This is a genomic window from Endobacterium cereale (genome assembly GCF_009617585.1).
Classification (GTDB): domain Bacteria; phylum Pseudomonadota; class Alphaproteobacteria; order Rhizobiales; family Rhizobiaceae; genus Neorhizobium; species Neorhizobium cereale.
In genome coordinates this window covers 513,309-539,504 of record NZ_WIXI01000050.1, presented here as the reverse complement: position 1 = coordinate 539,504, position 26,196 = coordinate 513,309, and the positions used below count along the sequence as shown (strand labels likewise).

Below are 26,196 nucleotides of genomic sequence, written 5' to 3'. Positions count from 1 at the left end.
CGCTCATTGTTGCCGCGCGCCCTTGCCTTGGGCGGCAAGTGAACAAGATCATCAAAGGTTGTTCAGCAAATGTGGACACTGCGTGCTGTGACTGCCGACTGGCGGCGCAGGATACCCGTCGTTAGCTTGATCTCACATGGCTGTAACAGGTGACGCCGATGATCCTTGAATTTCTGAAAAAGCTGCTTGGCGGCGAGCCGGAAGCAGCAACCAGATCCCAAACGGCCCGTTACGGGCAAACAGAGAAAAAGGAAACGAAGACAATGGCGAAAGTTCTGGTCCTTTATTATTCGTCCTACGGTCACATCGAGACGATGGCCTATGCCGTTGCCGAGGGCGCAAAGTCAGCCGGTGCCGATGTAACGGTCAAGCGCGTACCCGAACTGGTGCCGGAAGACGTGGCAAAGTCCTCGCATTTCAAGCTCGACCAGGCTGCCCCGATCGCAACGGTTGATGAACTCGAAGTGTATGACGCGATCATCGTCGGTGCCGGTACGCGTTTTGGCACGGTCGCCTCGCAGATGCGCAATTTCTGGGATCAAACCGGTGGCCTGTGGTTCAACGGCAAGCTGGTCGGCAAGGTCGGTTCGGTGTTCACCTCTTCCGCCACGCAGCATGGCGGCCAGGAATCGACGATTCTCGGCTTCATCCCAACGCTCCTGCACCACGGCATGGCCGTTGTTGGCCTGCCTTATGCCTTCCAGGGCCAGATGGGCGTTGAAGCCGTGAAGGGCGGTTCGCCTTACGGCGCTTCCACCATCACCGACGGCGATGGCTCGCGGCAGCCTTCGGAAATCGAGCTGGAAGCAGCAAGATACCAGGGCGCGCATGTGGCCAAGATTGCCGCCAAGCTGGCCTGATCGGTCCCCAAAATTTGAAAGGGCGTGGCAGTGATGCCGCGCCCTTTTGTATTTTTTCTGATGGGGCAGGCTACATCACGACGGCCTCGGCATATTCGATGTCGAACGAAAAGCGCATGCGCCCGACCTTACGGCGTCTGTCATCAAGAACGGTGATCGAGACATCGTCAGGTGGCGGGAAATTGCGGCAGGCGAAGGTGGAGAGCGCATTCAGCCCGTCATTCATGGCCGCATGGGCGTTTTCGGCATCGATTGCGACTTCGGCCTGCTTGCCGTCGGAAATATGCAGATAAAATCTGGGCATGATTTCTCCGTTGCGAAAGGTATGCGATCAAGCCAAACGGCAATGCGACGATAAGGTTGCTAATATAAGCTGTGCTCGATGAGAGGGCGCGGAGTGAAATGCGCGTGATTTCAAAACGCGCTGTTGACTGCAAGGCGTATGTGCCTGAAAAGACACGTCACGCGGACGTGGCGAAACTGGTAGACGCAAGAGACTTAAAATCTCTCGACTTCGGTCTTGCGGGTTCGATCCCCGCCGTCCGCACCAGAACTTTTCTCCATCCATTCTTCCAACCGTACCGCTCGGTTCGCAATTATCCTTTTGTCTTGCGCGCCGTTGTGGCATAGCCGCTGCAACACGGAATACGTCAGGGAGTGCAGGTCTTGGATAAAGTCGCGGTTGCGGATGCGCAGGTGGCCATGCGGGAAATATTTCCCGAAACGCCATTGCAGCTCAACGAACATTTGAGTCGTCGCTATGGTGCGGAAATCTGGCTGAAGCGCGAGGATCTGTCGCCCGTCCGTTCCTACAAGATCCGGGGCGCTTTCAATTTCATGCGCAAGGCCGTCGAGACACATGGGCGCGACCGCGTGTTTGTCTGCGCCTCGGCCGGCAATCATGCTCAGGGCTTTGCCTTCGTCTGCCGCCATTTCGAAGTGCGGGGCGTGGTCTTCATGCCGGTGACGACACCGCAGCAGAAGATCGACAAGACCCGCATGTTCGGTGGCGCCTTCATCCAGATCCGTCTGGTCGGCGATATCTTTGACCAGTGCTATGCGGCGGCGCGCGAGCATGTGGAGACGACGGGCGCGATGATGGTGCCGCCTTTCGATGATGCCGATATCATCGAGGGGCAGGCGACCGTTGCGGCAGAAGTGATGGACCAGCTGCCGAGCGGCTCGGTGCCGGATCTCGTCATCCTGCCGGTTGGCGGTGGCGGGCTGGCATCGGGCGCGACCGGTTTCCTGAAGGATGTCGTGGAACCGCAAAACTTTCTGTTCGTCGAGCCGGAAGGCGCGCCGAGCCTGAAGACGTCGCTGCTGGCCGGCGAGCCGGTGACGTTGCCGAAGGTCGACAATTTTGTCGATGGCGCAGCCGTTGCGCGGATCGGCACGCTGAACTTTGAGCGGCTGAAGGGTTTTCCGCCGGAACAGGTAAAACTGATCGAAGAGAACGCCATCTGCGTGACGATTACCGAGATGCTCAATCTCGAAGGCGTGGTGCTGGAGCCGGCGGGTGCTCTGTCGATCCGGGCGCTGGAAGAACTGGGACCGGATTATCTGGCGGGCAAGACGGTGGTCTGCGTCGTGTCAGGTGGCAATTTTGATTTCGAACGCCTGCCGGATGTGAAGGAGCGCGCCATGCGCTTCTCAGGTCTGAAAAAGTATTTCATCCTGCGGCTGCCGCAGCGCCCCGGCGCGCTGCGCGACTTTCTCGATATGCTCGGCCCCGATGACGACGTTGCGCGTTTCGAATATCTGAAGAAATCGGCCCGCAATTTCGGTTCGATCCTGATAGGTATCGAAACCACTGCGCCGGAAAACTTTGCCGGCCTGTTCCAGCGTTTCGAAGCGGCGGGCCTTGGTTACGAGGACATCACCGAAAACGAAATTCTGGCCAACCTGATCATCTGATCGGTGGGCGTTTCGATTGGAAGCCGCGGTATGCCGGGGCTTCCGGCATCATGACCGGTATGATAAGGCTGCGACCATGGCTTCATTTATTTCCAATCTCCTTTCGATGTTTTCCTCCGGTGACGCCCCCAAGGCGGCGGGTCCGGCTGTCGAGCCGCAGGAACATGCGGGCTGCATGATCCACCCGGCGCCGATCAAGGAAGGCAGCCAGTATCGCTTGGCTGGCCGTATCGAAAAACAGGTCGGTGACGCCGTTCTGGTGCGCACTTTCATTCGTGCCGACATGTTCACCTCAATGGACGATGCGGTGGAAAGCACGTTTCGCAAGGCACGCCAGATCATCGATCAGAACGGCGCCTCGCTGTTTTCCGATGGCGCGCCGGAGCGTTCGGCCTGACCGCTTGGCGCAGAGTATTCTGTCGTAACGTAAGTCATTCTCCGCTCTCACGAAAAAGTCAGAGACAGGTTTGATCCTGTTGCTGAAATCGCTGATTGCTGCCATCTCGCGATCATGCAAAATTAAGGCCTTGTCGGTACCTTGCGCTCATCTTGTCACTGAGTTGCTGGTCCGCTGATGCGAGCACGTTGCACACATACAGGCTGGCTCGCGCTTAGCCTTCTTGCCTGCACCGCGCCGCAGGCTGTTGCGGCTGCGACCGGCACGGTAGCGGTGGCATCGCCGACGGGATCCATTCTTTCCGATCTTTACTGGGGGCTTGGCATCAGTGCGCTTGCCTTTGCAGGAATCGGCTGGCTTATTCCCGGTCGCAAGGCCTGGACGCTGGCAGCTTTCCAGCGCAAGAAAACGAAAAAGACCGTCGCCGGCGATGATGGCGAGCGCGTGGCCGCCCTTGCCAGCGCCACTTTCGAAGCGATCATCATTCATCGCGATGGCATCGTCATCGATGGCAATCCGCAACTGGCGAAACTGCTGGGGCGGTCGCCCAAGGATCTGCCCGGTACAAGCATCTACGATTTTCTTCGCGACGGGCCTGACATCGATGTCGCGACGGTCACCACTTTCAACGACGACACGATCCATGAACTGGTTCTCGTCGCCTCGAATGGGGAACGCATTCCGGTGCAAGCGCGTGGGCGCGATATCCTCTATCACGGCCAACGGGCGCGGGTTGGATGTTTCGTCGATTTGCGTGAGCGCAAGGAGGCCGAACAACGTATCCGCCATCTGGCGCAGCACGATGTTTTGACCGGCCTGCCGAACCGCGCACTATTTGCTGAACGCGTGGCGGAATTGAGCGCCCGCGGCGCAAGCTTTGCCATCGCCATGGTCGATATCGATCGCTTCAAGGATGTTAATGACGGCCACGGCCACCATGCCGGAGACACGGTGATCCGTGAGACGGCGGCCCGTTTGCAGCGGCTGCTTGGTCCCCATGATCTGGTCGCTCGCCTGGGAGGCGACGAGTTCGCTGTAATCCTGGCCAACACGCATTTCAGTTTCCAGATCGAGGATTTTGGGCATCGCCTGCTCGCCAGCATGGTCGAACCGATCGAGATCGCGACAGGCGAAAGACTGCAGCTCGATGTCAGCATTGGCGGAGCGCTTTGCCCGGAACATGCGGCCCACCTTGATGGACTGGTGGGCAAGGCCGATATCGCGCTTTTCCATGCCAAGCAGCAGGGGCGTGGCGCAAGCCTCGTCTTCAGGCCGGGCATGAACGAGGCAATCGAAAAGCGGCGTGCGCTGGAAGCGGATCTCGACCTCGCCATCGCGCGTGGCGAGTTCGAACTCTATTTGCAGCCGCGGGTCAATGCGGTCACCGCCGATGTCGTTGCCTATGAGGCGCTGCTGCGCTGGAACCATCCGCAGCGCGGCCTCGTGTCGCCGGGTGAATTCATCCCGGTGGCGGAAGCGTCCGGCCAGATCGTGGCTCTGGGCGAATGGGTGATCGCCGAGGCTTGCCGCCTGAGTCATGGACTGGAAGGTCGCCGCATCAGCGTCAACGTCAGCCCGCTGCAGTTCCGCGCAAGCCGTTTCCTGGTCCGCCTCGGCGAGATGCTGAAGGAGACCGGTACTCAGGCCTCGCAGATCGAGCTCGAAATCACCGAAAGCGTGCTGATCGACGACGACAAACGCGCATTGCAGGTGCTCGACGAATTGAAGCGCATGGGCTTCGATGTGGCCCTGGACGATTTCGGCACCGGTTATTCCTCGCTGAGCTATCTCAGCCGTTATCCGTTCGACACGATCAAGATCGACCGCAGTTTCGTCAGCAATCTCGGCGTGGTCGACAGCGCGCAGGTTATCGTCCGCTCCATCATCGCACTCGGCAATGGCCTTGGCATGCAGATCGTTGCCGAAGGCGTGGAAACGATTGAAGAAGCGCTGTTCCTGACCCAGGCTGGCTGTGATGAGTTGCAGGGTTATCTGCTTGGCCGGCCGGTGCCGGTGGGCGACCGCCTGACCGAGGTGCGACCGGCGATCGGCATGCAGCTCAAGGGTATGGCCGAAGCGGCGCACCGCGGCAAGAACACGCATGCCGCGCAGGTGGTGGAGCTTGAGCGCGAGGCCGTCTGATCGGTCCGCGCCCATCGTGGGGCTTCAAATGAAAATGGCGACCGATCTGCATCGGTCGCCATTTTTCATTTCAGCGGTGGATTTTTTAAAAATCAGGCAGCCTTGGCCAGCTCGTCGGTGCGAGCAGCGGCAGAGGCGATGGCCTTTTCGAATGCTTCCGGACCAAAAGCCGTGCCTTCGACATAGATAACTTCGACATCGTTCATGCCCATGAAGGCGAGAACCGTCTTCAGGTACGGAACGGCATGGTTCATGGCGACGGCCGGGCCATCGGAATAAACGCCGGCAGCAGACAGCACGATGTAGACCTTCTTGTTCTTGGCAAGGCCTTCCGGGCCTTCTGCCGTGTAACGGAAGGTCATGCCGGCGCGGGCGACCATGTCGATCCACGACTTCAGTGAGGAGTAGATGTTGAAGTTGATGAGGCCGGTGGCGATGACGACCGTGTCGGCGGCCAGCAGTTCGTTGGTCAGCGTGTCGGATTCGACGACGGCTGCTGCTTCTTCTGGCGTACGGTCAGCCGGCTGCTTCTTGATGGCGGAAGTGGTGACCGGGTCGAGATGGGCGATCGGGTTCTTGCCGAGGTCGCGATACGCGACAGTTGCGGCCGCATTGTTGGCCTTCAACTTATCGACGAATTCGGTTGCCACTTTCGTCGACAGGGATTCGGCGCGCGGGCTGGAGGTGACGAGGAGAATGGACGACATGGACAATTTCCTTGATCGGATTGTGGTTGTTTCTTCGAAGGTTGGGCCGAGATGTCCCGTCCTCGCTTGACGACACAAATAGGCGTGGACACCTATCGAGAGAACCGGGATAATGTCGAAGCTAGTTATCTAGGAAATGGATAGGTCGAATGGACGCCAATCCCACGCTCGATCAGTTGCAGGTTTTTCTGGCCGTTGCCGAAACGGGGAGCTTTTCCGCTGCCGCACGTCGGATGAACCGTGCCCAGTCGGTGGTCAGCTATACGATCGCCAATCTGGAGGCTCAGCTGGAAATGTCGCTGTTCGAACGCGGCGGCCGCCAGCCGAAACTGACGGATGAGGGGCGCGCCATGCTGGCCGATGCCCGCCGCATCGTTGCCGATCTGCAGCTGATGCGGGCGCGGGCGAAAAGCATCAAACAGGGGCTTGAGGCGGAGCTGACCATGGCGATCTCCGTCATGGTGCCGGCCGATGCCGTGGTGGCGGAATTGCGGGAGTTTCGCGCCCGCTTTCCCTCCGTGTCGCTCAACCTGCATGTCGGCGAACTCGGCATGGTGATGGACATGGTGTCGTCCGGCCGTGCCGATATCGGGCTTGGCGGCGCGATGCTGAGCAAGGACGATACGCTGGTGGCGGAAAAGATCGGCCATTCCTTCATGCTGCCGGTGGCAGCATCCGACCACCCGCTGGCGCAGATCGACCGGCCGCTGACGCTCGCCGATGTGCGCGAAGAGGTGCAGATGGTGGTGACCGATGCATCCGGTCTCACCAATGGCCGCGATTTCAATGTGCTGTCCTTCAAGATCTGGCGGGTGAGCGATATCGCCACCAAACACCAGCTGATCAAGGGCGGACTGGGCTGGGGCGGATTGCCGGCATCGCTGGTGCGTCACGATCTGGCCGATGGCAGGCTGGTTGCCCTGAAACTCGACGCCTATCAGCAGGGCGAATATCCGCTTTATGCCATGCACAAGGCGTCGCATCCGCTGGGGCCGGCGGCATCCTGGCTGGTGGAGGCCTTCAAGGTGCGGCTTTCGAACTGCCCGAACCACAAGGATTTTTCGGACATTCTGGGACTGGACGAGCCACGTCCACTGCGTCTGGCGGCGGAATGAGGCGTCGCCATTCTTGACGCGCCCATTGGCTATGATAGGTATGCGCGACGGTCTGCAGTTCACCGAGGCGTTGCCGTCCCGCAAGGGAAGCTAAACCTGCTTATTCTTTGATGTTGAGCACTTATCCCGTGCCGAAATCGACAAGACGGCGACCATCGATACCTCATGTCAGGAACGGCGCATCGAGGGTAAGTTATGTCCAGAACCATCATTCCGATGGAAGTTGCCGATCTTTCGGCCTTCGCCAAATCCGTGCGCGAAAAGTTTTCGGCGCTCGATCACAAGCCCAGCCATGTGGAAGTTTTGAACCTGCTGTCGAAAGCGGCGGGTTTTCGCAATTTTCAGCACTTGCGCGACAAGCAGCAGCGTGCCGAGGTCATCCAGGCTTGGAATATAAATGCCGATCCGGTGCCCCAGCCGGTTGCCGATGAAACACGGGTGGGCCGCACCTTGCGCCTGTTCAGTGGCGACGGGCTGATCATCCGCTGGCCGACCAAGAGGGCACAGCAGGAATTGTGCCTGTGGTATCTGTGGTCAAAGATCCCGCGCGACAGATTGTTTTCGGAACGCGAGATCAGTGCTTTGCTTGATACGCTGCACACGTTTGGTGATGCCGCACTGCTGCGGCGCGACATGGTCGATCTCGGGATGATGCGGCGCAATCGCGACGGCAGCGACTATCGCTGGATGGAGAAGGTGCCGCCGCCGGAATTGCCGTTGCTTTTGCGAAGGATTGCGGAGAGGGCGGCGAAGGCCGCCTGATCCGTCGCCGGATCGGTGTCGGGAATTATTCGCCCGGCACCGGCTTCGGTTTGCCGTCCTCGTCCAGTGCCACCATGATGAACGTGCCGGCGGTAACCTTTTCCAGCGCGCGGTGGCGCGCGCGCTGCGCCTAGGCTTCAACGGTCAGCGTGATCGAGGTGCGGCCGACCCTGGCGATCTGCGTGTAGATGTTCAGCGTGTCGCCGATCTTCACCGGCAGCTCGAACGCCATTTCCTTGACTGCTGCGGTCACCACGCGGCCATGGGCGCGCTCGGCGGCCCGGATGCCGCTTGCCAGGTCCATCTGCGCCATAACCCATCCGCCGAAAATGTCGCCGGCCGGATTGGCGTCGGCGGGCATGGCGAGCGTGCGCAGCGTCAGTTCTCCCGTGGGTACAGTCTTGGCAGTGTCGGTCATCGTCTGTTCCAGTGCGTTATTCTTGTGCGGTGCAATAAATCCCGACAATAGGCATGTCGTCTTGCTTCGGCAAGCGGTGCATATGCCAATTTAACGGGCAAATGCACTTTTACGCGTTAGTAAAAGAATTCGAATAAATTTTAAAAGAACAAATCACTATTGGGGGGTGACATGAGGCATCTGACAATCTCTGCAAGGCTTTACCTGTTGGTATTGCTGTCCGCGCTGGTTCTTGGCGCGGCAATGACCTTTTCGCTATTCGAGAGTTATCGCTCGGCCGAAGCCGAGCGCAAGGCGGGTCTCGCCGCCATGAACGACAACGCCATCGCCATTCTCAAACAGTATCATGGGCTGGAAACTTCGGGCACAATGACCCGCGAAGCGGCGCAGACCGAGGCGAAGAAGGTGATCGGCGCCATGCGGTATGGCAATGGCAGCGGTTATTTCTGGATCAACGACATGCGGCCTTTCATGGTCATGCATCCGATCAAGCCGGAAATGAACGGCACCGATCTGTCGCAGAACAAGGATCCGAACGGCAAATTCCTGTTCGTCGAATTCACCAAGGTGGTGAAGGCAACGGGGCAGGGTTTTTCGGACTATTACTGGCCAAAGCCGGGAGCCGATCAGCCGGTCGAAAAGTTTTCGCATGTCGCCGGTTTCGAGCCCTGGGGCTGGGTGGTCGGTACCGGCGTTTATTCCGACGACCTGAAGGCGATGTTCTGGCAGAACGCCACGCGGTTTGCGGCGATTTCCGGCGGTGGCCTGTTGCTTCTTCTGGCTGGAGCCTATGTGGTGATCCGCAGCGTCGCCAACCCGATTGCCGGCGTGCGCCGCGTGCTGCAGGCGATTGCCGATGGCCGTTCCGGCATCGAGGTTCATGGCACCGATCATCGCAACGAAATGGGGGCGATGGCACGGGCGCTGGTGGTGCTGCGCGACAGCGTTGATGAGCGCGCGGCCATGCAGCGCCGCGAGATCGAGCAGCAGCGGGCGCTGGACGAAGAGCGTCGCGGCAATGAGGACATGCTGCGCGGTGCCGCCGAAAAGCAGGGCAGGGCGATGTCGCAGCTGGGGCAGGCGCTGGAAGCCCTGGCGAGCGGCGATCTTTCCATGTCGCTCTCCGAGATCGGGACCGATTACGCAAAACTGCGCGACGATTTCAACGCGGCCGTCGAGGCACTGAATTCGACCGTGCAGGCGATCTCCGAAACCGGCCATGTGGTTTACGACAGCGCCGCCGATATCAGCGGCGCCACCAACAATTTGTCACGCCGCACCGAACAGCAGGCGGCGGCTCTGGAGGAAACGGCAGCGGCGCTCGATGAGATCACCGTGACCGTCAAGGCCGCTTCCGAGCGCGCCAAGGAAGCAAGCAAGGTGGTGGCCGAAACCAAGGCAAGTGCCGACCGTTCCGGCCAGATCGTGCGGAATGCCGTCGAGGCGATGGGGCGGATCGAGGAGTCTTCGACCAAGATCAGCCAGATCATCGGCGTCATCGACGAGATTGCCTTCCAGACCAATCTTTTGGCTCTGAACGCGGGTGTCGAGGCGGCGCGAGCCGGCGAGGCGGGCCGTGGTTTTGCGGTCGTGGCGCAGGAAGTGCGCGAACTGGCTCAGCGGTCTGCCAATGCCGCCCGCGAAATCAAGGCGCTGATTAGCAATTCCACCCATGAAGTGGAGGCGGGCGTGACCCTTGTCCGCTCGACAGGCGATGCGCTGGTGGAGATCGTGCATCTGGTGGAACGTGTGAACACCTATGTCTCCGACATTGCCAAGGCGGCAGGCGAGCAGGCGAACGGGCTGCAGGCGGTGAATGCCTCCGTCAACCAGATGGATCAGATGACCCAGCAGAACGCCGCAATGGTGGAGGAACAGACGGCAGCCAGCCAGACGCTGGCCGACCAGAGCCGCCATCTGCAGCAGCTGATCTCCGGTTTCCGCTTGGGCAATGCTGCGATGGGGAACATGCGCAACGCGGCGTGATGCTCTCCCTTGATGTGATTGAAGGCCGCCGGAGAAAAAATTCGGCGGCCTTTTGCGTGCCAATGGCCCGTTTTACGGCACTTCTGTCCCGATATGACCTTGAAACCGCCTTGATCGCTCAAGGTTTCGTTTACTAAGCGCGCCTAGAATCCGGAGGAGTGGCGAATCTGTCACGAAGAACGGACGACCCCTTGGACAGGTAAGGCATTCTGGTATGGCGTATGCTCTTTTCTGGCGGCGGCTCACGGCTTCGCTGATGATCACGACAATGCTGACGGCATGTTCGGCGGAAGGTCTCGTGCCGCCGGCCGGCATAGACAACGGCACGCGCGTCGGCGCGATCCGCCCCATGCCGCCCGCAAACATGCCGGCCAACCAGACCTATGGCGGCACCTCCACCTCCACCGCCGGCCTTTCAAATCCCATGCCGCCGGCTTCCGTCGATCAAAGCCAATCCTCCTACGGTTACCTGCGCGAGCCGGGCGTCAACGGTAATCCCGGATCGTCTTATGGTGGGTATGGCGGGCAGAATGCCGGCATTGCGCAGCAGCCGATGCCGCCGGCAACGGGCAATGAACAATGGGGCGGCCCGATGCCGCCCGAACCTTCCGGCCAACCGGTCAGAAACGCCCGCGTGCAGCAGGGCCGCCTTCCGGGCATAGACAGCGATGAAGGCGTGGCTGCCGTTTCACGCGGACAGGGCATGTCAAACGGCATGTCGGCGCAAGGTGCCGATGGTGGCGTCAACATGGATTCCGAACTCGGCGTCGGCGGCAATAACGGCGTCGTGGGTCTCGCCGAGGAACAGCAGACGGATATTGCCGAAGGTGTCGGCAACCAGCCGGTTGTCGATGGTATCGGCAGCGACAGTCCGCGTGCGCTTGGCCGTCGGGGCGGGGGGCAAAACCTCGCCGATGAGCCGGTGATCGTGCCGCCCAAACGTTCGGGTAGCGGTCAACGTGCTGATCGCGGTGGCGACATCAACGGCGAGCAGCCGTGGCAGCGCCAGTCGACGCCGTTTGGCACCCGCCAGGTGGGTGGTGCTGCGCGCACCGAAGAGGTGGCGATGTTGCGCACGCCCAATCCGATGGATGAACGCGCACCGATCGCGCCGCCGCGCGGGCCGGAGGCCATGCCGGCGTCCGAAGCCTCATGCCGGGTGGAACTGCGTCGTCTCGGTGTGGAATTCCGTAATGCCGAGCGGATCAGCGACGGGCCGAGCTGCGGCATCGATTACCCGGTCGAGCTGACCGGCCTTTCCGGCGATATCGACGTCAAACCGTCGGTCAAACTCAATTGCCAGACGACGCTGGCCTTTGCCCGCTGGGTGAAATACGAACTGGCGCCATCCTCGCGTTATCGCTACTGGAGCGGCGTCAAGCGCATCGTGCCGCTGGGTGGTTATTCCTGCCGCCGCATGAACAACAGCCGCCAGAAATACAATCCGATGTCCGAACATTCGCGTGGCAATGCCATCGATGTCGGCAAGTTCGTGTTGAAGAACGGCAAGGATATCGACGTGCGCAAGAAGGGCCTGTTTTCCTTCCGCGAAGGCGCGCTCTTGAAGGCCGTGCGCACCGACAGCTGCAAATATTTCAACACCGTGCTCGGCCCAGGTTCCAACAAGGAGCACTGGAACCATTTTCACTTCGACCTGAGACAGCGCAAATCGAGCAGCCGTTATTGCGACTGAGTGTGTCTGGCGGGCATTGGCGCCTTTCACCGGGTCGTCATCCTGGGGCTTGTCCCAAGGATCTAACCACGCCAATGACATCAGACCGCAGCAGATCCTCGGGACTAGCCCGAGGATGACGATGGTTGTGTCTTCGACTTCAGCAGTCCGGCTGGCGATTTAACCAGCCAGTGCTTCCTTCACGGCGATCTCCGCCATGGCAAGTGCCGCCTCGCGGGTTTTGGCTGCGGCGATGAAGCGGGCATTGTGGCAGAAGACCGCGCCGATCACACCCGAGACCTTTTCCAGTTCACCATTGTTCAGGCCCGCCCATGCGGCGGGGAGATCGGCGCGCTGTTCAAAACCGTCATCACTGAGGCGGATGCCGGTCACGCACCAGTCCTTGTCGCGCGGATGGACGACGAAAAGAAGATGATCGGCGCCGGCCTTCACGATGGCCGGGCGGAACGGCATGCCCATCGACAATTCCAGCACGCGGTTTTCACCGGTGGCGGCGATTGCATCGAGGACGAGGCTTTCGGCACGCAGTTTTGAGGCGCGCTGGGCGATGCCAGCCTCGATAAAGGTGCGGGCTATAGTGAGTGCTACGTCAAAGGCGCGGTCGTCAGCGTCGGCATCCTTGGCGTCGAAAACGGGTTTCAGGGTGGCGAGCAGGCTCGGCAGCGTCAGGCTGACCAGTGGCCCGGCGATGGACGGATCGACTGCGCCGTTATCGAGGAGATCGATCGGCAGCACGAATTTCTCATCGAAAGCGGCATGCACGGCATCGGCGTGCGCTTCCGGCACGTCGAGCGCCAGAAGATAGGCGCGGCCAAAATGTTTCCAGATCAGGCCGAAGGATGAGTAGGGCGAACCATCTTCGCGCAGCGGTGCGCCGCGCTGGTGATGGTCGAAAATGCCGGCTTCGGCATCATAGGCACCGCCGACATCGTAGATGATGCGGTCGGAGCCGGGCGTGATCCATTCCGGCGCGCGGCTGCGCACCAGTTTCGCGTTCGGGAAGAGACGCGTGAGGATGACGGAAGACATCAGCTCATCGGCATGGAAGCCACCGGAATGGGTGACGAGGAAATCTGGGATCATGCCGGGAGGTACCTTGTTTTGACGGAGGAGTTTTATGGAGGCCCCAGATAGCCGGTGAGGGCCGCCGGCTCAAGGGCGGAGTTTTTCGGTCAGTCGATGAGGAGGGCCAGTCCATCGACGAATGCGAAAATGAGACAGACGAGAAAAAGCAGCATGATGATGCCGATCATCCACTCGTTGCCTATGGTGGCGGCGACGAACAGGTCGAACAATGCCTGACACGTGCAATAGGCGGCAATGGCGCCGACCAGAATGCCGATCCAGCAAAGGATCGACCATATGTCTGCCCCCTCTGGCGGGACGGGATCACCGGCGAAGAACAGGCAGAAACCCGCGAATGTGATGGTGGCAAAAACGATGACCGTGATCACGGCGGCTTTTATCTCGGATGCCTTGTTGCCGCCGGGGTGTTTTCGAAACGGTCTCCGTGTCATGCTGAACTTTCCGTTCCCTGTTCAGGCTCCGGCGGGTCATCGGCAAAGTCCGGCCAATAACCGATCTGCTGGCCGACAATCTGCAGAATATCCTGACCATGCCGCCAGTTTGGCTCGTCCTCCCGCAGGATACGAACGGATTGGTCCAGTGCAGCGCGGGCGTCCTCCTGCCGGCCGGCATGAAACAGCGCCAGAGCCCGGAAGGCGGTGTTGAGGCTACGGTCGAACACACGCTCGTATTCCGCCTGTTCGAGCAGTTCCAGCGCTTCCTGATGGCGACCGGCGCGGGCGAGAACGGCGGCACGCGAACCTTTGAGGGTTTTGAGATCGGGATATAGCGTAATGGCGCGCGCCGAGAGGGCGTCAAGCTCGCTTTCATACTGGGTCGGCGGGTGGCGAATGGCGTCGGTTATCAGGCCGTCGATAATGGCGACTTCCTCAAGCGGTGATAGGCCGAGACCGATCTCGCGAAGTAGGGCCTCCACGTGCGCACGGCGATCGATCTTTTTGTCCAGCATCCTTTCGAGATAAATGTGCGCGACCCGTTCAGAGCCACGCGAGGGGATAAGGCTGGACAGATCGTCCTTGTGGTAACCCGCAAGTCGGACAAAATAGGCCTTAAGATAAAATTCTGCCGGATCGTCCTTTTCGCGAAGGATGCGGTAGAAGTGCAGCATGTCGCTTGGCAGGCGCTCGCCGTAGAAATGCGCGTGGCAAGGGTAAAGGCTGGAAATCAGCATGCAGATTTGCACCACCAGTGCGGGCATCAATACGGCATTGGCCGTTTCGTTCTCGTGGCTTTGCGTCATCAGCCAAATCAGAATGCAGAACCAAACCATGTCCATCAACGGACCGGCCGCGACAAAGGCAAGTCGCCTGCGCCGGGAGGGCCGCAGCGGTCTGTAGAGATCGACACCGCCGCCCGTGGGCAGAAGGCCGATCTGGATATCCGTGTGGAACGCGCGAAAACGCAGCAGGATCGGTTCGGTGCCGATGCGGATGCGGCGGATGTTCAGCCCTGCCAGATGTCCGGTGATGGCATGCGCCAGTTCATGCAGGGTGAGGGCGATGAAGGCGCTGCAGAACAACGAAACGAAGGCGAGCAAAGACAAGACGGCTATTCCTTGAGGCCGGTCGGTGTGTCCATGTATCCGGCCATACTGACCGGGGATATGGCACGCCAGCGGAAGCAGCCAAGACCATATCCATGCCGAGGGTGTTTCTACCGGGAATTTTACCGTCTGCGGCGATTCACACGCCACACAAAAAAAGGCCGGCGCTGAGGCCGGCCAAGGGTGGAAAGCGGACGCGGGATGGGGCGTCGGCTTTCGATCATCACGACTGCATGCATCAACACCGGAAGCGCATGGGCGGCCATGCGTTTCCATCAGTAGTGACCGCCAGCCAGGCGGTGCCTTGGCGGCCCGACGAGGACGGGCGGGCAAGGCGGCGGACGGTCATGCTTCGGGGGCGGCAGCGTGTGCGGCGGTGCTGGCCGGTCCCGACGACGGCAACATGGCGCGGCAAGATGACTGCTGAATGACGGTTGTATCTTTTTTGTGGGGTTCGCGTTTTAGGATGGTGCCGATTTGCGTCACAACCGCACTTGTCCACAGGCTGTGGTGCTGTCACAAACCCAATCATGTGTGGCGGTGGAACGTGCCGCGGTGCAGACAAGACTCCGCAATGCCGGTTTTGCGTTGAGGAGAATGTATGCCCGAACTGACGGAAATTCTTTTCTTCGCGGCCGTGCTGGCGGTGAGCGGTGTCCTGTCCGGTTTGCTCGCCGGCATGTTCGGTATCGGTGGCGGTGCCATTCTCGTGCCGATCTTCTTTCATGTCTTTGGATTGCTGGGCGTGCCGGAAGAGGTGCGCATGCAGCTTTCGCTAGGCACCTCGCTTGCCATCATCGTGCCGACCTCGATCCGCTCCTTCATGGCGCACCGGGCGCGCGGCGCGGTCGACATGGAACTGTTGAAGGGCTGGGTGATCGCCGTGCCGCTCGGCACGCTGATTGCCGCTTTCGTTGCCGCCAGAGCGTCGAGCGTGACGCTGCGGCTGATCTTTGCCGTCATCGCCCTCATTCTGGCAGGACGGATGATTTTTAATCGGGCCAGCTGGCGGCTGGGTGATGAGCTGCCAAAAAATCCGGCGCGGTTTCTGGTCGGCACCAGCTTTGGCATTCTTTCCGGCCTGATGGGTGTCGGCGGCGGTGTCGTCAACAACACGTTCATGACGCTTTACGGCCGCTCCATCCATCAGGCGGTGGCGACGTCTTCCGGCATGGGCGTGCTGATCTCGCTGCCGGGTCTGGTGGGCTATGTCATCGGCGGATGGGGCGCGCCCGGCCTGCCGCCGCTTTCGACCGGTTACGTCAACTGGATCGCCGTGGTGCTGATCATTCCGATCACCTTGATCATGGCGCCTTATGGCGCGAGAGCGGCGCATGCGATGAGCCGGCAGGCGCTGGAGCGGGCCTTTGGCGTGTTCCTCGTCTGCGTGTCGATCCAGTTTTTTGTCGGCGTATTCAGCTGATTGTCCCTGAAAACGGGAAACTGCTGACGGGGGATGTTTTTTCGGTGGTTTGACACTTATATCCGGCGCCACAGCATTCCAGCCAGAAGTCTCCCCATGTCGCCCATTCAGATGTCGCCAATCCAGCCGAATTCCGGCAAACCTCCCGTCGTTTCCATCCGCAACCTGACAAAAGTCTACGGTAACGGGTTCAAGGCGCTGAAAGGCGTCGATCTCGATATCCGCGAAGGCGAGATCCTTGCGCTTCTGGGGCCGAACGGCGCCGGCAAGACGACGATGATCTCGATCGTCTGCGGGCTCGTCAATCCTTCGGGCGGGCAGGTGACGGTGGGCGGCCATGACGTGGTGCGCGATTTTCGCGCCACCCGCTCGATGATCGGGCTGGTGCCGCAGGAACTGACCACTGACCAGTTCGAAACGGTGATCAACACGGTGACCTTTTCGCGGGGCCTGCATGGCAAGGGCAAGAACCCGGCGCTGATAGAACAGATTTTGAAAGACCTGTCGCTGTGGGAGAAGCGCGACAACATGCTGCGTGAGCTTTCCGGCGGCATGAAAAGGCGCGTGCTGATCGCCAAGGCATTGGCCCATGAACCGCGTATCCTCTTCCTCGACGAGCCGACCGCCGGTGTCGACGTGACGCTGCGGCGCGACATGTGGCAGGTGGTGGAAAAACTGCGCGCCACGGGCGTCACCATCATCCTCACCACCCATTATATCGAGGAGGCTGAGGAGATCGCGGATCGTGTCGGTGTCATCAATGCCGGTGAGCTGCTGCTGATCGAGGACAAGACCACGCTGATGAAGAAGCTCGGCGCAAAACAGTTGCGACTGGAGTTGACGCATCCGCTGGAGGCGGTGCCGCCGGGGCTTGAAAGTTTCGATCTCAAGCTGGTCGATGATGGCAATGCGCTTGTGCATGATTACGCGTCGGACGAGACGCATGGCAACGGCCAGGGAAGCCGGATCGCGGCGCTGATGAAAGCGCTGTCTGCCGCCGATGTGCCTATCGGCGATATTTCCACTCACCAGAGTTCGCTCGAGGACATATTTGTAAAGCTGATCGGAGAGCGGGCATGAGCGCCAACACATTCAATTTCGAAGCGGTCAAGTCGATCTATTTCTTCGAGATGGCCCGCATGCGTCGCACGCTGTTGCAGAGCGTGATTTCGCCGGTCATCACCACCTCGCTGTATTTCATCGTGTTCGGCACGGCGATCGGCTCGCGTATTCAGGAAGTCGGTGGCGTCTCTTATGGCTCGTTCATCACGCCCGGCCTGATCATGCTGACGCTTTTGACGCAATGCATCAGCAACGGTTCGATCGGCATCTATTTCCCGAAATTCACCGGCACGATCTACGAGCTTCTGTCGGCGCCGGTGGCGATGACGGAAGTGCTGCTCGGTTATGTCGGTGCGGCGGCCAGCAAGGGGCTAATCATCGGCCTGATCATTCTGGCAACGGCCTCGTTCTTCGTCGATATCGATATCGCCCATCCGTTCATGATGGCGCTGTTTCTGGTGCTGACGGCGATCACCTTCAGCCTGTTCGGTTTCATCATCGGCATCTGGGCCAAGAACTTCGAACAGCTGAACATCGTGCCGATGCTGGTCGTGCCGCCTCTGACTTTCCTTGGCGGCAGTTTCTACTCGATCGACATGCTGCCGCCGTTCTGGCAGGCGGTCAGCCATTTCAATCCGGTTCTATATCTCGTCAGCGGTTTCCGCTGGAGCTTTTACGAGATCGCCGACGTCAATCCGGTGGTCAGCCTCGGCATGATCGGCCTGTTCCTGGTGATCTGCCTGTCGATCCTCGGCTGGATTTTCCGCACCGGCTACCGCCTGCGCAGCTAATCCAAAACTGGCAATCGTCAGGAAAATCGCGACCTAGCGACGCGGGGGAGTTCCGTCGTCTTGCGGGTGTCGTGGTCAGCGACTATCTGATCCGCACCCCAAGACACTCGGAGACTACACTTCAATGAAATCGCTGGAACTGCTCGTGGAAAAGATCATTCTGTCGAGCCGATGGATACTCATCGTCTTTTACCTTGGCCTTGCTGCGGCTTTGGCGGTTTACGCGCTGTCCTTCCTGTCCAAGTTCTGGAAGGTGGCGCAAAACGTCTTCACGCTGGGTGAGGGCGAAATGATCCTCGCCATGCTCGGCCTGATCGATGCTGCCCTTGTCGCCAGCCTGATCGTGATGGTGATGATTTCCGGCTACGAAAATTTCGTCAGCCGTTTTGACGAGACCGAGGCGGACGTGTCTTTCCTTGGCAAACTCGATGCCGGCAGCCTGAAGATCAAGGTCGCGTCGTCGATTGTGGCGATCTCGTCCATCCATCTTCTGCAGATTTTCCTCAACGCCGCGCAATACACCGATGCCAAGCTGATGTGGTACACGATCATCCATCTGGCCTTCGTCGTTTCGGCGGTGATGCTTGGCTGGCTGGAAAAGATCATGGCATCGGCCAAAGCCGACAAGAACGATCTGAAAATCTGATCGCTACGGCACAATACGGAAATGGAAAACGGCGCCTCTCGGGGCGCCGTTTGTCATTTGATGGCCGTGCGTCGTGCGATGTGTTCGGCTTCCACCTGCCGCATCAGGCGGATCAGGTCTTCCCGGTCGATGTCGAAAGTCTCGTCGAGATGGGCGAGCGCCGCATCGACATCCTCTTCTTCGAAATTCGGAATGTCTGGTGGCACCGGTATATTTGCCGCTGTGACGACCGGTGCCGGGCGGTGCGGATAGGAACGACCGCAGAGGCGGTGAAAGATGATGCCGGCCATCGTGAGCACGACGGCATTGAGCAGAACGGGCATGACCGGGAAAAACGGTCCCCAGGCATCGACGGCACCGCCGCCAAGCACGGCCATCAGGGCGGCTGCTCCGCCGGGCGGATGCAGGCAGCGGGTGAGCGACATCACCAGAATGGCGAGCGAGACGGCGATGCCGGTGGCCAGAACCGGTTCGGCCACGAAATGTGCGACCAGCAGGCCGACGGCGGCCGACAGCGTATTGCCGCCGATCACGGACCATGGCTGGGCGAGCGGGCTGGCGGGCACTGCAAATACCAGCACGGCAGACGCGCCCATCGGCGCGACGAGAAGCGGTGAGAGGCCGTGGCCGATCAGCACGCCGGCAAGAGCGCCGGTCAAGGCAATGCCGATCAGCGCGCCGAGGCCGGCAAGCAGGCGTTCGTGCAGGCTGGCGCCGGCAAGGATCGGTGTGAAGATGAGGGAAGCGATTTTGCGAGGGGGCATGGGACGGCTTGGACAGAATGAAAGATGTGCTGTCGTAGCGCCGTGACTTGATCATTGCCAAGGGCAAAAATGCTCGCTGCCGGAGCCGAAAATGAAAAATCCGACCGACGGGGATGTCGGCCGGATTTTTGTTGATGGATCGTCGGGACCACAGGTCTGAAAGGATCAGCCCATCGACAGGCGTCGCTGCTGGCCACGGCTGGCCATGACCGAGGCGCCGAGAAGAGCGCCGGCGGCAAGGAAGGTGACGACGGCGATCGGTCCCTGTGTTTCGATGAGGATGCCGCCCAGAACCGCGCCGCTGGAAATCGCGATCTGGAACGTGGTCAGCATCAGTGCTCCAGCGCTTTCGGCTTCATCCGAACCGGCGCGCACCACAAAGCTCTGCAGGCTGACCGGGATGGCGCCGAAGGCGAGGCCCCAGATGGCGACGGCGGTGGCCGCGACGATTTCCGAGCTGCCGGCAACCGCCATGCTGACGGCTGCTGCGGCGATGAGGCTGGCGAAGATGGTGATCGAAAGGCGCGGGCTGCGCTCCGATACAAAACCGCCGAGCAGGTTACCGAAGAAACCGGCGACGCCATAGGCGAGCAGGATCAGCGAGATTGTTTCGACACCGAGATGCGGCACGCGTTCGAGGAACGGGCGGATATAGGTGAAGCCTGCAAAATGACCGGTAATCACCAGAAGGATGGTGACGAGGCCCAGACGCATGGCCGGCCGGCGCAGAAGGGCTGCCATGGTGGCAAGACCGGCATGGCCGCTCGGCGGCAGGGCGGGCAGGGTGAAGGCCTGTACGAGCAGTGCGACGCCACCGATGCCGGCCGAAAGGCCGAATGCGGCGCGCCATCCCATCGTGGCACCGATCCAGGCGCCGAGCGGGGCGGCACAGACGGTGGCAAGTGAGACGCCGGCCATGATGATGGCCATGGCGCGTGGCATCAGATGCGGCGGCACGAGACGCATGGCAAGTGCTGCCGACATGGCCCAGAAGCCACCAAGCCCGATGCCGAGCAGGAAGCGGGCGGCAAGAAGCATGTGGATGCTGTTGGCGGCAGCGGCAATGAGGCTGGAAATGATCAGCGTCATGGTCAGTGCCAGCACGGTCCAGCGGCGGTCGAATTTTCGCGTGCCGATAATGACGGCTGGGCCTGCGATGGCGGCGACGATGGCTGTCATGGTAATCGACTGGCCGGCGAGGCCGGAAGTGACGTTGAGGTCACTGGAAATCGGCGTCAGCAGGCTGACAGGCAGAAACTCCGCGGTGACAAGGCCGAAGACGCCAAGCGTCATGGAAACGACAGCGCCCCAGCGGGCGTGTTCGATCGTCCGGGCGTCGCCGCCCGGGGAAGGGATATGGTCCAGCATGGGGATCTCCTGATTTGCTGTTGGTCAAGGAATAGGCGTGACCGGCTGGAGTTTCCATGCTAAAAAATCCGGCATGCTTGATCATTCGTCCAATTCTCCATTTGAACTCCCTTCCGATCCGCTGAGCGAAATGCTGCGGGGATTGCGTCTTGATGGCGTGGAATATGGCCGTTGCCGGCCAGCCTCGCCGTGGGCCACCGCCTTTCCAGCACAGGAAGCGGCGCGGTTTCATTTCATCCAGTCCGGTTCCGCCGTGTTGCGACTGCAAGGACAGAGTGACTGGCTGCAACTGAAGGCCGGGGACGCCGTGCTGGTGCCGCGCGGCGATGCGCATGTGGTTGCCGAATATCCGGATGTTCCGCCGGTGCCGTTCGAACGGTATGGGCGCACAAAGATCTGCTCCGGCGTTTACGACGTGAAATGCCAGGAGAGGCCCGGCGAGACGCAGATTTTCAACGGTTCCTTGCGCTTCAATCTCGACCGGCTGCATCCGCTGTTGCAAATGATGCCGGACGTGATGACCACCACCGATCTTGCTCGCAGCGAACCGACCATTCCGCATCTTCTCGATGCCATGGCGCGCGAGGTGGACATGGACCGGGTCGGCGCCGGTGGCATTCTGGCGCGGTTGGCGGATGTGTTGATGGCGACGATGATCCGCACATGGGTGGAGCATGGCTGCGGCGAGACCAATGGCTGGATCGCGGCGGTGCGCAGTCCCGATGTCGGTCGCGTGCTGGCGGCCATCCATCTGGAACCGGAACGCGACTGGTCGGTGGCCGAGCTCGCCCGCCAGATGGGCGCGTCACGTTCCGGTTTTGCCGAACGGTTTGCCAAGGTGGTGGGCGAAACGCCGGCACGTTACGTGGCGCGGGTGCGCATGCATCAGGCCCGGCTGTGGCTGAAGGAAGGCACGCGTGTATCGGTGATTGCGGACCGGCTTGGCTATGATGCCGAGGCATCGTTCAGCCGCGCCTTCAAGCGCATTATCGGAGCGCCGCCCAGCCATTTCCGCAGCCGCACGGATGAGTTCGTGCCGGTAGCTGAACTGATGGCGGCCGAATAGCCGTCAGTCTCGCAATCGCAATTCGTCGGTCTGGATTTGCATTGAACTCAGCGTCGACAGGAACGTCATGCCGAGCAGGCTTTCGTCGAGCCTGCCCTCGGAGGCGACCATCGCACGCACGTCGCGGCGAACGATCGGGCCGATGGCCATTTGATCCAGGCGAACGGGCGCTGCCATGGCGCGACCGTTGGCGGTTGATACCGTGACCGTAAAGGAGAGGTTTTCCGGATCAAGCCCCAGCGTCTGTGCGTCGTCCCAACTCAAAACCACCGAACTGGCGCCGGTATCGACCAGCATGGGTACGGTGCGGCCGTTGACTTCCATCCGTGCCTGAAAGTGTCCCCCCATGGCGCGGTGCAGGATAATTTCCGAACTGCCATCGGAGGCGGTGGTGACGACGGCGCTGCCGGGCATCAGTCCAGCCATCAAACGATTGCCGACCGAAGCGAAATCGTTGCGGTAGAGATAACCGACCATCAGGCCCATGATGATGACAAGCCAGATGGCGATCATGCGCGCGGTTTCGCCCAGGCCACCGTGGCGGCCGGCCAGCACTCCCGCCGACAGGACGGCTGCGATGGGCAGTAGATAGACGATCCGAGCGAAATCATCATTGTCCATGCCCATCGTGTGGCCGCTGGAATCGTTGAAGATGAGGAGCGCCAGTCCGGCGCCGAGAATGAGCAGAACGACAGTCAATCCATTCACGGTGCAATGGCCTCCTTCAGAATGTTGGGTACGGCAAAGCCGGCGCGCCGCAGACGGCCGGGCAGTGTGGACATGATTTTCGCGCGCGCATCGTTGTCCAGATCGCGCCAATCACCGATTTCGTCCAGCGAGCGACCGCAGCCGATGCAATGACCGGCAAACGGCGTGTCTTCGCCAGCAATCGTGCAGACGCCGCTGCAGGGCGAGAGAATTTTCGATGCGTGCATGGCCGACATATCGGGTGCTCACGTTGCAAGGGCAAGGGCGGTAAAAACCGCCATTGCGGTGATCTGCTGGGTGGCGCCGATCGTATCTCCGGTATGGCCGCCGAGTTTTTTATCGACCACGCGGGTGAAGGCAAAAGCGGCCAGAACTGCGAAAGCCAGCGCAAACAGCATCGAGCCGAGATGGTAGCTCGGCAGGAGCACGATGAAGGCGATCGCGGTCGCAAGCGCCAGCGCCATCGTGCGCGCCGCGTCCTCAGGCTTGCCGACAGCGACTGCCACGCCGCTGGTGCGGGCCGGTGGCAGCATTGACCAGTGCCAGACCATCAGGGCGCGGCTGACGGCAGCAGTGGCAAGGAGAGCGAGGGCGGCGCCGAAGGGCGAGAGATCTGTCCCAAGCTGGGCAAGCGCGGCGACGCGGATACCGAAAGACAGGATGAGGGCCACCACGCCATAGGAGCCGGTGCGGCTGTCCTTCATGATGATCAGCGCGTGTTCCTTGTCGCGTCCGCCACCAAGCCCGTCTGCCGCATCGGCAAGCCCGTCCTCGTGCAATGCGCCGGTGGTGATCGTAAGTGTGCCGAGCGCAAGGATGGCGGAGAGAAGTGGCTGCGCGCCGAGAACCAGAGTGGCCCAGAATACGCACATAGCGGGCAGGGCGATGGCGACGCCTGCCACTGGAAAGGCACGGACAGCCCGCGAAATGCTGCCGTCATGGCCTTCGAAAAAGCGCGCATGAACAGGAAGGCGGCTGAGAAAGCCGACGGAGCGTGCGATATCCGCAACGAATTCGCCGATCATGTGACGTGCGTTTGGCAGTTGTTCCTCCGGCCATGCCTGATAAACAGGGGGCCACAAAGCGGGATTCCCGAAGCAAACACAAGCCTTCCCGCGAGACGAGACAGACAAGGAATGATGATATGAGCGTGAGCGGCATGCCCTTCGACGATTTTCGCGTTCTTCTGCGCGAACTGCCGGGCCCGGACCAACGGGCACTGGTGGCGGCGCGCGAACGTGATGCGCAACTGACCAAACCGCCGGGCTCACTCGGGCGGCTCGAAGAGATCGCCTTCTGGCTGGCCGCATGGTCGGGCCGGTCACCTGCGGTCAACCGCCCGCTGGTGGCGATCTTTGCCGGTAATCACGGCGTTACCAAACACGGCATCACGCCGTTTCCGCCTTCTGTGACGCAGCAGATGGTCGAAAATTTTGCAGCCGGTGGCGCTGCCATCAACCAGATCTGCGTGACCCATGATCTCGGCCTGAAGATTTTTGACCTCGCGCTGGATTATCCGACCGGCGACATTACCGTCGAGCCGGCTCTGTCCGAACGGGATTGCGCCGCCACCATGGCATTCGGCATGGAGGCAATTGCAGGCGGTACCGATCTTCTGGTGATCGGCGAAATGGGTATCGGCAACACGACGATCGCCGCCGCCATCAATCTCGCGCTTTACGGCGGCACTGTGGAAGAATGGGTCGGCCCGGGCACCGGTTCTCATGGCGACGTTCTTGAGCGTAAGATCGCCGCGGTCAAAACCGCTGTCGAGTTCCACAAGGATCATCTCTCCGATCCGCTGGAAGTGCTGCGCCGTCTTGGCGGTCGTGAAGTGGCGGCGATGGCCGGCGCCATTCTGGCGGCCCGTATGGAAAAGATCCCGGTGCTGATCGACGGTTATGTGGCAACCGCCGCCGCCGCCATCCTCAAGGCGATCAATCCTTCCGCCCTCGATCACTGCCTGATCGGCCATGTCTCCGGTGAACCGGGCCATCTGGCGGCAATCGAAAAGCTCGGCAAGACACCGCTTCTGGCGCTGGGCATGCGGTTGGGCGAAGGCACAGGTGCTGCCCTTGCCGCCGGCATCGTCAAGTCCGCCGCCGCCTGCCATTCCGGCATGGCCACCTTTGCGCAGGCGGGGGTGACGAACACGCATTAAGTTACCCGCCGAGATACCGAGCATGTACTTTCAAGGGTGGCGCAAACACCGATGGCGCCGCCCTTTTTCGTGAACGGCATTCTCAGTTTTTCTGTGATCAATGATTCTGTGTGGACAACCTGCCATCGCCTCTTGCGAGGGCGGAGTGCCCTCACAATTGTGTGATTTTTAGTCATTCACCTGATTTTTCGCGATTTTCGGCAAAGTCTTTTCCTCATTTTAGACCCATTGCAAGAACTCGCGGGTGGACAGCATTTTTCTCAAAAGTTAGCTTTTGTCATATTTTGGTGGAGTGATTGGGATTTGACATATTGTCTTGCAACAGGGTCGAGATTTTCGAACGTGACGATTGGTGGATCGTGCGGGTGTTTGAGAATGGCGAGGTTTTTGAGCGCATTTTCCGTTTCGAGGAGCATGCGGATTCCTGGGCGGCTGGTCAGAAGATCAGATTGCGGCAGGCCGCCGAGCGCGATAGCTGATTGTAAGATGTTCTGCCGGTGGCAGCGGCCGATGGAGCAGAAAAAATGTCTTTCCGAATTTTGCTGGGTGACGGGAATGGCGGGTGGACGTCGAAGGCGGTCCGGGCGATAGAACCGCATCGCGCCGACGATATTGCGGCTGCCGGAAAAGGGAGCCAAGCATGGAAAAGACACCGCTGGACAGCAATATCGAAAAGGCGAGCGGTCTGCGTCGCGTTGTTGCGGCGACGCGTTATTCCCTGCAAGGACTGGCACGGCTGTGGCAAGAAGAAGCCTTTCGTCACGAGGCAATTGCCTTCGCCGCCGGTTTGGTGGTCTTTGCTGCAGTAGGTGCAACGCTGACTGACTACCTGATCTATCTCGTTTTGATGTTGATCCTGTTTTCGGTCGAAGCGCTCAATACGGCGATCGAGGAACTGGTCGATCGGATTTCTCCCGAAATTTCCAGTGTCGGCCGGCATGCGAAGGATCTCGGATCGTTGGCGGTCTTCTGCCTGCTATGCGCGAACGCCCTGTTTGCGCTTTATGTGGTGGTGGTGCGGCTTTGGTTCTAGCCACGGGGTCGGCGCGCGGCATGAATGAAACGGGTGATGATCACCTCATTGCCATGCAGTCTGTAAAAGATGATGTACTGATAAGGTGTTAGAACGAGCCTTCTCGTTGATGGCCTGTTCGTTCGTTGGCCGGCTTTCGGCTGGCTCGCGCGAAGATCGAGAATCTCGGAAAGGCGGAGTGAGGTGCCCTCGGCACCGGATGGCGACCGTTCGCGAACATGGGTCAGTGCTTCATCGATCTGCCTGGAAGAGCTATCGGTGAAGCGTATTGTCACCGGATGTATTTCGCCAGAATGTCGCGAACCTCTGCTTCTCCCGTAAGTTCGCCCCGCTCGATTTCCTGTTCGGCTTCGGCGAGATCTGCCTCTTCCTCTGGCGTCAGCTGATACACCTCGCCATCATCCTCGCCGATGAAACGCAAAAGCATGCCGGCGATCTCGTCCTGCATTTCGGCAGGCAGTTCGCGGGCAGCTTCGATGGCGCGGTCGAGAAGTTTGGTCATGGCACAATCATGCCTCAAAACCATGCGTCGGAAAAGGTGGGGCGCT

27 protein-coding genes, 1 tRNA gene and 2 pseudogenes are annotated in these 26,196 nt (G+C 60.4%); 16 read left to right on the top strand and 14 right to left on the bottom strand.

Features of this window, described 5'->3' with window-relative positions; all coding sequences use genetic code 11:
• Positions 1–263 precede the first annotated feature (263 nt).
• Positions 264–860, top strand: a complete 597-nt coding sequence (gene wrbA / locus GAO09_RS26040) for an NAD(P)H:quinone oxidoreductase type IV (protein ID WP_153359420.1) — start codon at positions 264–266, stop codon at positions 858–860.
• A gap of 70 nt (positions 861–930) precedes the next feature.
• Here wrbA and GAO09_RS26035 read toward each other — a convergent pair whose 3' ends face one another.
• The gene (locus GAO09_RS26035) at positions 931–1,164 is read right to left on the bottom strand and encodes a DUF6894 family protein (RefSeq protein ID WP_153359262.1); all 234 of its coding nucleotides are present in this window, start codon (positions 1,162–1,164) and stop codon (positions 931–933) included.
• Between the two features lie 161 nt (positions 1,165–1,325).
• Here GAO09_RS26035 and GAO09_RS26030 point away from each other — a divergent pair.
• The 4 genes from GAO09_RS26030 (at position 1,326) to GAO09_RS26015 (ending at position 5,316) form a co-directional block, all read left to right on the top strand.
• Positions 1,326–1,410, top strand: a tRNA-Leu gene (locus GAO09_RS26030).
• Positions 1,411–1,562: 152 nt separating this feature from the next.
• On the top strand, positions 1,563–2,777 hold the full coding sequence (ilvA, locus tag GAO09_RS26025; protein WP_410767689.1) for a threonine ammonia-lyase: 1,215 nt from the start codon (positions 1,563–1,565) through the stop codon (positions 2,775–2,777).
• 76 nt (positions 2,778–2,853) lie between these two features.
• Positions 2,854–3,174, top strand: a complete 321-nt coding sequence (locus GAO09_RS26020) for an HlyU family transcriptional regulator (protein ID WP_153359260.1) — start codon at positions 2,854–2,856, stop codon at positions 3,172–3,174.
• A 177-nt stretch (positions 3,175–3,351) separates the two neighbouring features.
• The gene (locus GAO09_RS26015) at positions 3,352–5,316 is read left to right on the top strand and encodes a putative bifunctional diguanylate cyclase/phosphodiesterase (RefSeq protein WP_153359259.1); all 1,965 of its coding nucleotides are present in this window, start codon (positions 3,352–3,354) and stop codon (positions 5,314–5,316) included.
• Positions 5,317–5,408: 92 nt separating this feature from the next.
• Here GAO09_RS26015 and GAO09_RS26010 read toward each other — a convergent pair whose 3' ends face one another.
• Positions 5,409–6,023 (bottom strand): FMN-dependent NADH-azoreductase, encoded by a 615-nt coding sequence (locus tag GAO09_RS26010; RefSeq protein ID WP_153359258.1) that lies wholly within the window; start codon positions 6,021–6,023, stop codon positions 5,409–5,411.
• A gap of 149 nt (positions 6,024–6,172) precedes the next feature.
• On the opposite strand from GAO09_RS26010, the gene GAO09_RS26005 reads away from it, so the two are divergent.
• The gene (locus GAO09_RS26005) at positions 6,173–7,138 is read left to right on the top strand and encodes a LysR family transcriptional regulator (protein WP_153359256.1); all 966 of its coding nucleotides are present in this window, start codon (positions 6,173–6,175) and stop codon (positions 7,136–7,138) included.
• 195 nt (positions 7,139–7,333) lie between these two features.
• Entirely contained in the window at positions 7,334–7,900 is a 567-nt protein-coding gene (locus GAO09_RS26000; protein WP_153359254.1) for a DUF2087 domain-containing protein, read from the top strand.
• Positions 7,901–7,925: 25 nt separating this feature from the next.
• On the opposite strand, the pseudogene GAO09_RS25995 reads toward GAO09_RS26000, so the two are convergent.
• Positions 7,926–8,318: pseudogene (locus tag GAO09_RS25995) on the bottom strand (acyl-CoA thioesterase).
• Positions 8,319–8,489: 171 nt separating this feature from the next.
• Between GAO09_RS25995 and GAO09_RS25990 the strand changes: the two are divergent.
• Positions 8,490–10,304, top strand: coding sequence for a methyl-accepting chemotaxis protein (locus tag GAO09_RS25990; RefSeq protein WP_153359252.1), 1,815 nt, complete (start codon positions 8,490–8,492; stop codon positions 10,302–10,304).
• Between the two features lie 214 nt (positions 10,305–10,518).
• Positions 10,519–11,997 (top strand): extensin-like domain-containing protein, encoded by a 1,479-nt coding sequence (locus GAO09_RS25985; protein ID WP_153359250.1) that lies wholly within the window; start codon positions 10,519–10,521, stop codon positions 11,995–11,997.
• A gap of 159 nt (positions 11,998–12,156) precedes the next feature.
• Here the strand turns inward: GAO09_RS25985 and GAO09_RS25980 are convergent, their stop codons facing one another.
• The 3 genes from GAO09_RS25980 to GAO09_RS25970 form a co-directional block, all read right to left on the bottom strand.
• The gene (locus GAO09_RS25980; RefSeq protein WP_153359248.1) at positions 12,157–13,080 is read right to left on the bottom strand and encodes an MYG1 family protein; all 924 of its coding nucleotides are present in this window, start codon (positions 13,078–13,080) and stop codon (positions 12,157–12,159) included.
• Positions 13,081–13,169: 89 nt separating this feature from the next.
• A complete protein-coding gene (locus GAO09_RS25975) occupies positions 13,170–13,514 on the bottom strand; it encodes a hypothetical protein (protein WP_153359246.1) in 345 nt (114 codons plus the stop codon).
• On the bottom strand, positions 13,511–14,626 hold the full coding sequence (locus tag GAO09_RS25970) for a M50 family metallopeptidase (RefSeq protein WP_209018843.1): 1,116 nt from the start codon (positions 14,624–14,626) through the stop codon (positions 13,511–13,513). The genes GAO09_RS25975 and GAO09_RS25970 overlap by 4 nt, the downstream gene beginning before the upstream one ends.
• Before the next feature lie 601 nt (positions 14,627–15,227).
• On the opposite strand from GAO09_RS25970, the gene GAO09_RS25965 reads away from it, so the two are divergent.
• From GAO09_RS25965 to GAO09_RS25950, 4 genes are all read left to right on the top strand, one after another.
• Positions 15,228–16,049 carry a sulfite exporter TauE/SafE family protein gene (locus tag GAO09_RS25965; RefSeq protein WP_153359242.1) on the top strand — a complete coding sequence of 274 codons (822 nt, stop codon included), beginning with the start codon at positions 15,228–15,230 and terminating at the stop codon, positions 16,047–16,049.
• Between the two features lie 96 nt (positions 16,050–16,145).
• Positions 16,146–17,129, top strand: coding sequence for an ABC transporter ATP-binding protein (locus GAO09_RS25960; RefSeq protein WP_235938472.1), 984 nt, complete (start codon positions 16,146–16,148; stop codon positions 17,127–17,129).
• Positions 17,126–17,902, top strand: a complete 777-nt coding sequence (locus tag GAO09_RS25955) for an ABC transporter permease (protein WP_153359240.1) — start codon at positions 17,126–17,128, stop codon at positions 17,900–17,902. Before GAO09_RS25960 ends, GAO09_RS25955 begins: the two co-directional genes overlap by 4 nt.
• A gap of 124 nt (positions 17,903–18,026) precedes the next feature.
• A complete protein-coding gene (locus tag GAO09_RS25950) occupies positions 18,027–18,548 on the top strand; it encodes a TIGR00645 family protein (protein ID WP_153359238.1) in 522 nt (173 codons plus the stop codon).
• A 71-nt stretch (positions 18,549–18,619) separates the two neighbouring features.
• Here GAO09_RS25950 and GAO09_RS25945 read toward each other — a convergent pair.
• Positions 18,620–19,312: pseudogene (locus GAO09_RS25945) on the bottom strand (HPP family protein); the annotation flags it as partial.
• 165 nt (positions 19,313–19,477) lie between these two features.
• Positions 19,478–20,680, bottom strand: a complete 1,203-nt coding sequence (locus GAO09_RS25940; protein WP_153359234.1) for an MFS transporter — start codon at positions 20,678–20,680, stop codon at positions 19,478–19,480.
• A 73-nt stretch (positions 20,681–20,753) separates the two neighbouring features.
• On the opposite strand from GAO09_RS25940, the gene GAO09_RS25935 reads away from it, so the two are divergent.
• Complete coding sequence (locus tag GAO09_RS25935) at positions 20,754–21,746, top strand: AraC family transcriptional regulator (protein ID WP_153359232.1); 993 nt, start codon at positions 20,754–20,756, stop codon at positions 21,744–21,746.
• A 3-nt stretch (positions 21,747–21,749) separates the two neighbouring features.
• On the opposite strand, the gene GAO09_RS25930 is transcribed toward GAO09_RS25935, so the two are convergent.
• From GAO09_RS25930 to GAO09_RS25920, 3 genes are read right to left on the bottom strand one after another with little or no spacing between them, the layout of a single operon-like run.
• Positions 21,750–22,454, bottom strand: a complete 705-nt coding sequence (locus tag GAO09_RS25930; protein WP_324184807.1) for a TIGR02281 family clan AA aspartic protease — start codon at positions 22,452–22,454, stop codon at positions 21,750–21,752.
• On the bottom strand, positions 22,451–22,681 hold the full coding sequence (locus tag GAO09_RS25925) for a DUF1289 domain-containing protein (RefSeq protein ID WP_153359230.1): 231 nt from the start codon (positions 22,679–22,681) through the stop codon (positions 22,451–22,453). Before GAO09_RS25925 ends, GAO09_RS25930 begins: the two co-directional genes overlap by 4 nt.
• Positions 22,682–22,699: 18 nt before the next feature.
• Complete coding sequence (locus tag GAO09_RS25920; protein WP_153359414.1) at positions 22,700–23,479, bottom strand: adenosylcobinamide-GDP ribazoletransferase; 780 nt, start codon at positions 23,477–23,479, stop codon at positions 22,700–22,702.
• A 119-nt stretch (positions 23,480–23,598) separates the two neighbouring features.
• Here GAO09_RS25920 and cobT point away from each other — a divergent pair, with 119 nt between their 5' ends.
• Positions 23,599–24,615, top strand: a complete 1,017-nt coding sequence (gene cobT / locus GAO09_RS25915) for a nicotinate-nucleotide--dimethylbenzimidazole phosphoribosyltransferase (protein ID WP_153359228.1) — start codon at positions 23,599–23,601, stop codon at positions 24,613–24,615.
• A 260-nt stretch (positions 24,616–24,875) separates the two neighbouring features.
• Here cobT and GAO09_RS25910 read toward each other — a convergent pair whose 3' ends face one another.
• Complete coding sequence (locus tag GAO09_RS25910; protein ID WP_153359227.1) at positions 24,876–25,253, bottom strand: hypothetical protein; 378 nt, start codon at positions 25,251–25,253, stop codon at positions 24,876–24,878.
• A 2-nt stretch (positions 25,254–25,255) separates the two neighbouring features.
• Here GAO09_RS25910 and GAO09_RS25905 point away from each other — a divergent pair, with 2 nt between their 5' ends.
• Positions 25,256–25,648: a diacylglycerol kinase gene (locus tag GAO09_RS25905; protein WP_153359226.1), complete on the top strand. Its 393-nt coding sequence runs from the start codon at positions 25,256–25,258 to the stop codon at positions 25,646–25,648.
• Here the strand turns inward: GAO09_RS25905 and GAO09_RS25900 are convergent.
• Together GAO09_RS25900 and GAO09_RS25895 are read right to left on the bottom strand one after the other, a co-directional pair.
• On the bottom strand, positions 25,645–25,923 hold the full coding sequence (locus GAO09_RS25900; protein ID WP_324184806.1) for a type II toxin-antitoxin system RelE/ParE family toxin: 279 nt from the start codon (positions 25,921–25,923) through the stop codon (positions 25,645–25,647). The genes GAO09_RS25905 and GAO09_RS25900 overlap by 4 nt on opposite strands.
• The gene (locus GAO09_RS25895; RefSeq protein ID WP_153359224.1) at positions 25,920–26,150 is read right to left on the bottom strand and encodes a hypothetical protein; all 231 of its coding nucleotides are present in this window, start codon (positions 26,148–26,150) and stop codon (positions 25,920–25,922) included. Before GAO09_RS25895 ends, GAO09_RS25900 begins: the two co-directional genes overlap by 4 nt.
• Positions 26,151–26,196: the final 46 nt, after the last annotated feature.

What these genes read in the sequence shown, in the direction of transcription:
- wrbA (WP_153359420.1), top strand. Translation starts at nt 264, where the DNA reads ATGGCGAAAGTTCTGGTCCTTTATTATTCGTCCTACGGTCACATCGAG.
- GAO09_RS26035 (WP_153359262.1), bottom strand. Translation starts at nt 1,164, where the DNA reads ATGCCCAGATTTTATCTGCATATTTCCGACGGCAAGCAGGCCGAAGTC.
- ilvA (WP_410767689.1), top strand. Translation starts at nt 1,563, where the DNA reads ATGCGGGAAATATTTCCCGAAACGCCATTGCAGCTCAACGAACATTTG.
- GAO09_RS26020 (WP_153359260.1), top strand. Translation starts at nt 2,854, where the DNA reads ATGGCTTCATTTATTTCCAATCTCCTTTCGATGTTTTCCTCCGGTGAC.
- GAO09_RS26015 (WP_153359259.1), top strand. Translation starts at nt 3,352, where the DNA reads ATGCGAGCACGTTGCACACATACAGGCTGGCTCGCGCTTAGCCTTCTT.
- GAO09_RS26010 (WP_153359258.1), bottom strand. Translation starts at nt 6,023, where the DNA reads ATGTCGTCCATTCTCCTCGTCACCTCCAGCCCGCGCGCCGAATCCCTG.
- GAO09_RS26005 (WP_153359256.1), top strand. Translation starts at nt 6,173, where the DNA reads ATGGACGCCAATCCCACGCTCGATCAGTTGCAGGTTTTTCTGGCCGTT.
- GAO09_RS26000 (WP_153359254.1), top strand. Translation starts at nt 7,334, where the DNA reads ATGTCCAGAACCATCATTCCGATGGAAGTTGCCGATCTTTCGGCCTTC.
- GAO09_RS25990 (WP_153359252.1), top strand. Translation starts at nt 8,490, where the DNA reads ATGAGGCATCTGACAATCTCTGCAAGGCTTTACCTGTTGGTATTGCTG.
- GAO09_RS25985 (WP_153359250.1), top strand. Translation starts at nt 10,519, where the DNA reads ATGGCGTATGCTCTTTTCTGGCGGCGGCTCACGGCTTCGCTGATGATC.
- GAO09_RS25980 (WP_153359248.1), bottom strand. Translation starts at nt 13,080, where the DNA reads ATGATCCCAGATTTCCTCGTCACCCATTCCGGTGGCTTCCATGCCGAT.
- GAO09_RS25975 (WP_153359246.1), bottom strand. Translation starts at nt 13,514, where the DNA reads ATGACACGGAGACCGTTTCGAAAACACCCCGGCGGCAACAAGGCATCC.
- GAO09_RS25965 (WP_153359242.1), top strand. Translation starts at nt 15,228, where the DNA reads ATGCCCGAACTGACGGAAATTCTTTTCTTCGCGGCCGTGCTGGCGGTG.
- GAO09_RS25960 (WP_235938472.1), top strand. Translation starts at nt 16,146, where the DNA reads ATGTCGCCCATTCAGATGTCGCCAATCCAGCCGAATTCCGGCAAACCT.
- GAO09_RS25955 (WP_153359240.1), top strand. Translation starts at nt 17,126, where the DNA reads ATGAGCGCCAACACATTCAATTTCGAAGCGGTCAAGTCGATCTATTTC.
- GAO09_RS25950 (WP_153359238.1), top strand. Translation starts at nt 18,027, where the DNA reads ATGAAATCGCTGGAACTGCTCGTGGAAAAGATCATTCTGTCGAGCCGA.
- GAO09_RS25940 (WP_153359234.1), bottom strand. Translation starts at nt 20,680, where the DNA reads ATGCTGGACCATATCCCTTCCCCGGGCGGCGACGCCCGGACGATCGAA.
- GAO09_RS25935 (WP_153359232.1), top strand. Translation starts at nt 20,754, where the DNA reads ATGCTTGATCATTCGTCCAATTCTCCATTTGAACTCCCTTCCGATCCG.
- GAO09_RS25925 (WP_153359230.1), bottom strand. Translation starts at nt 22,681, where the DNA reads ATGCACGCATCGAAAATTCTCTCGCCCTGCAGCGGCGTCTGCACGATT.
- GAO09_RS25920 (WP_153359414.1), bottom strand. Translation starts at nt 23,479, where the DNA reads ATGATCGGCGAATTCGTTGCGGATATCGCACGCTCCGTCGGCTTTCTC.
- cobT (WP_153359228.1), top strand. Translation starts at nt 23,599, where the DNA reads ATGAGCGTGAGCGGCATGCCCTTCGACGATTTTCGCGTTCTTCTGCGC.
- GAO09_RS25905 (WP_153359226.1), top strand. Translation starts at nt 25,256, where the DNA reads ATGGAAAAGACACCGCTGGACAGCAATATCGAAAAGGCGAGCGGTCTG.
- GAO09_RS25895 (WP_153359224.1), bottom strand. Translation starts at nt 26,150, where the DNA reads ATGACCAAACTTCTCGACCGCGCCATCGAAGCTGCCCGCGAACTGCCT.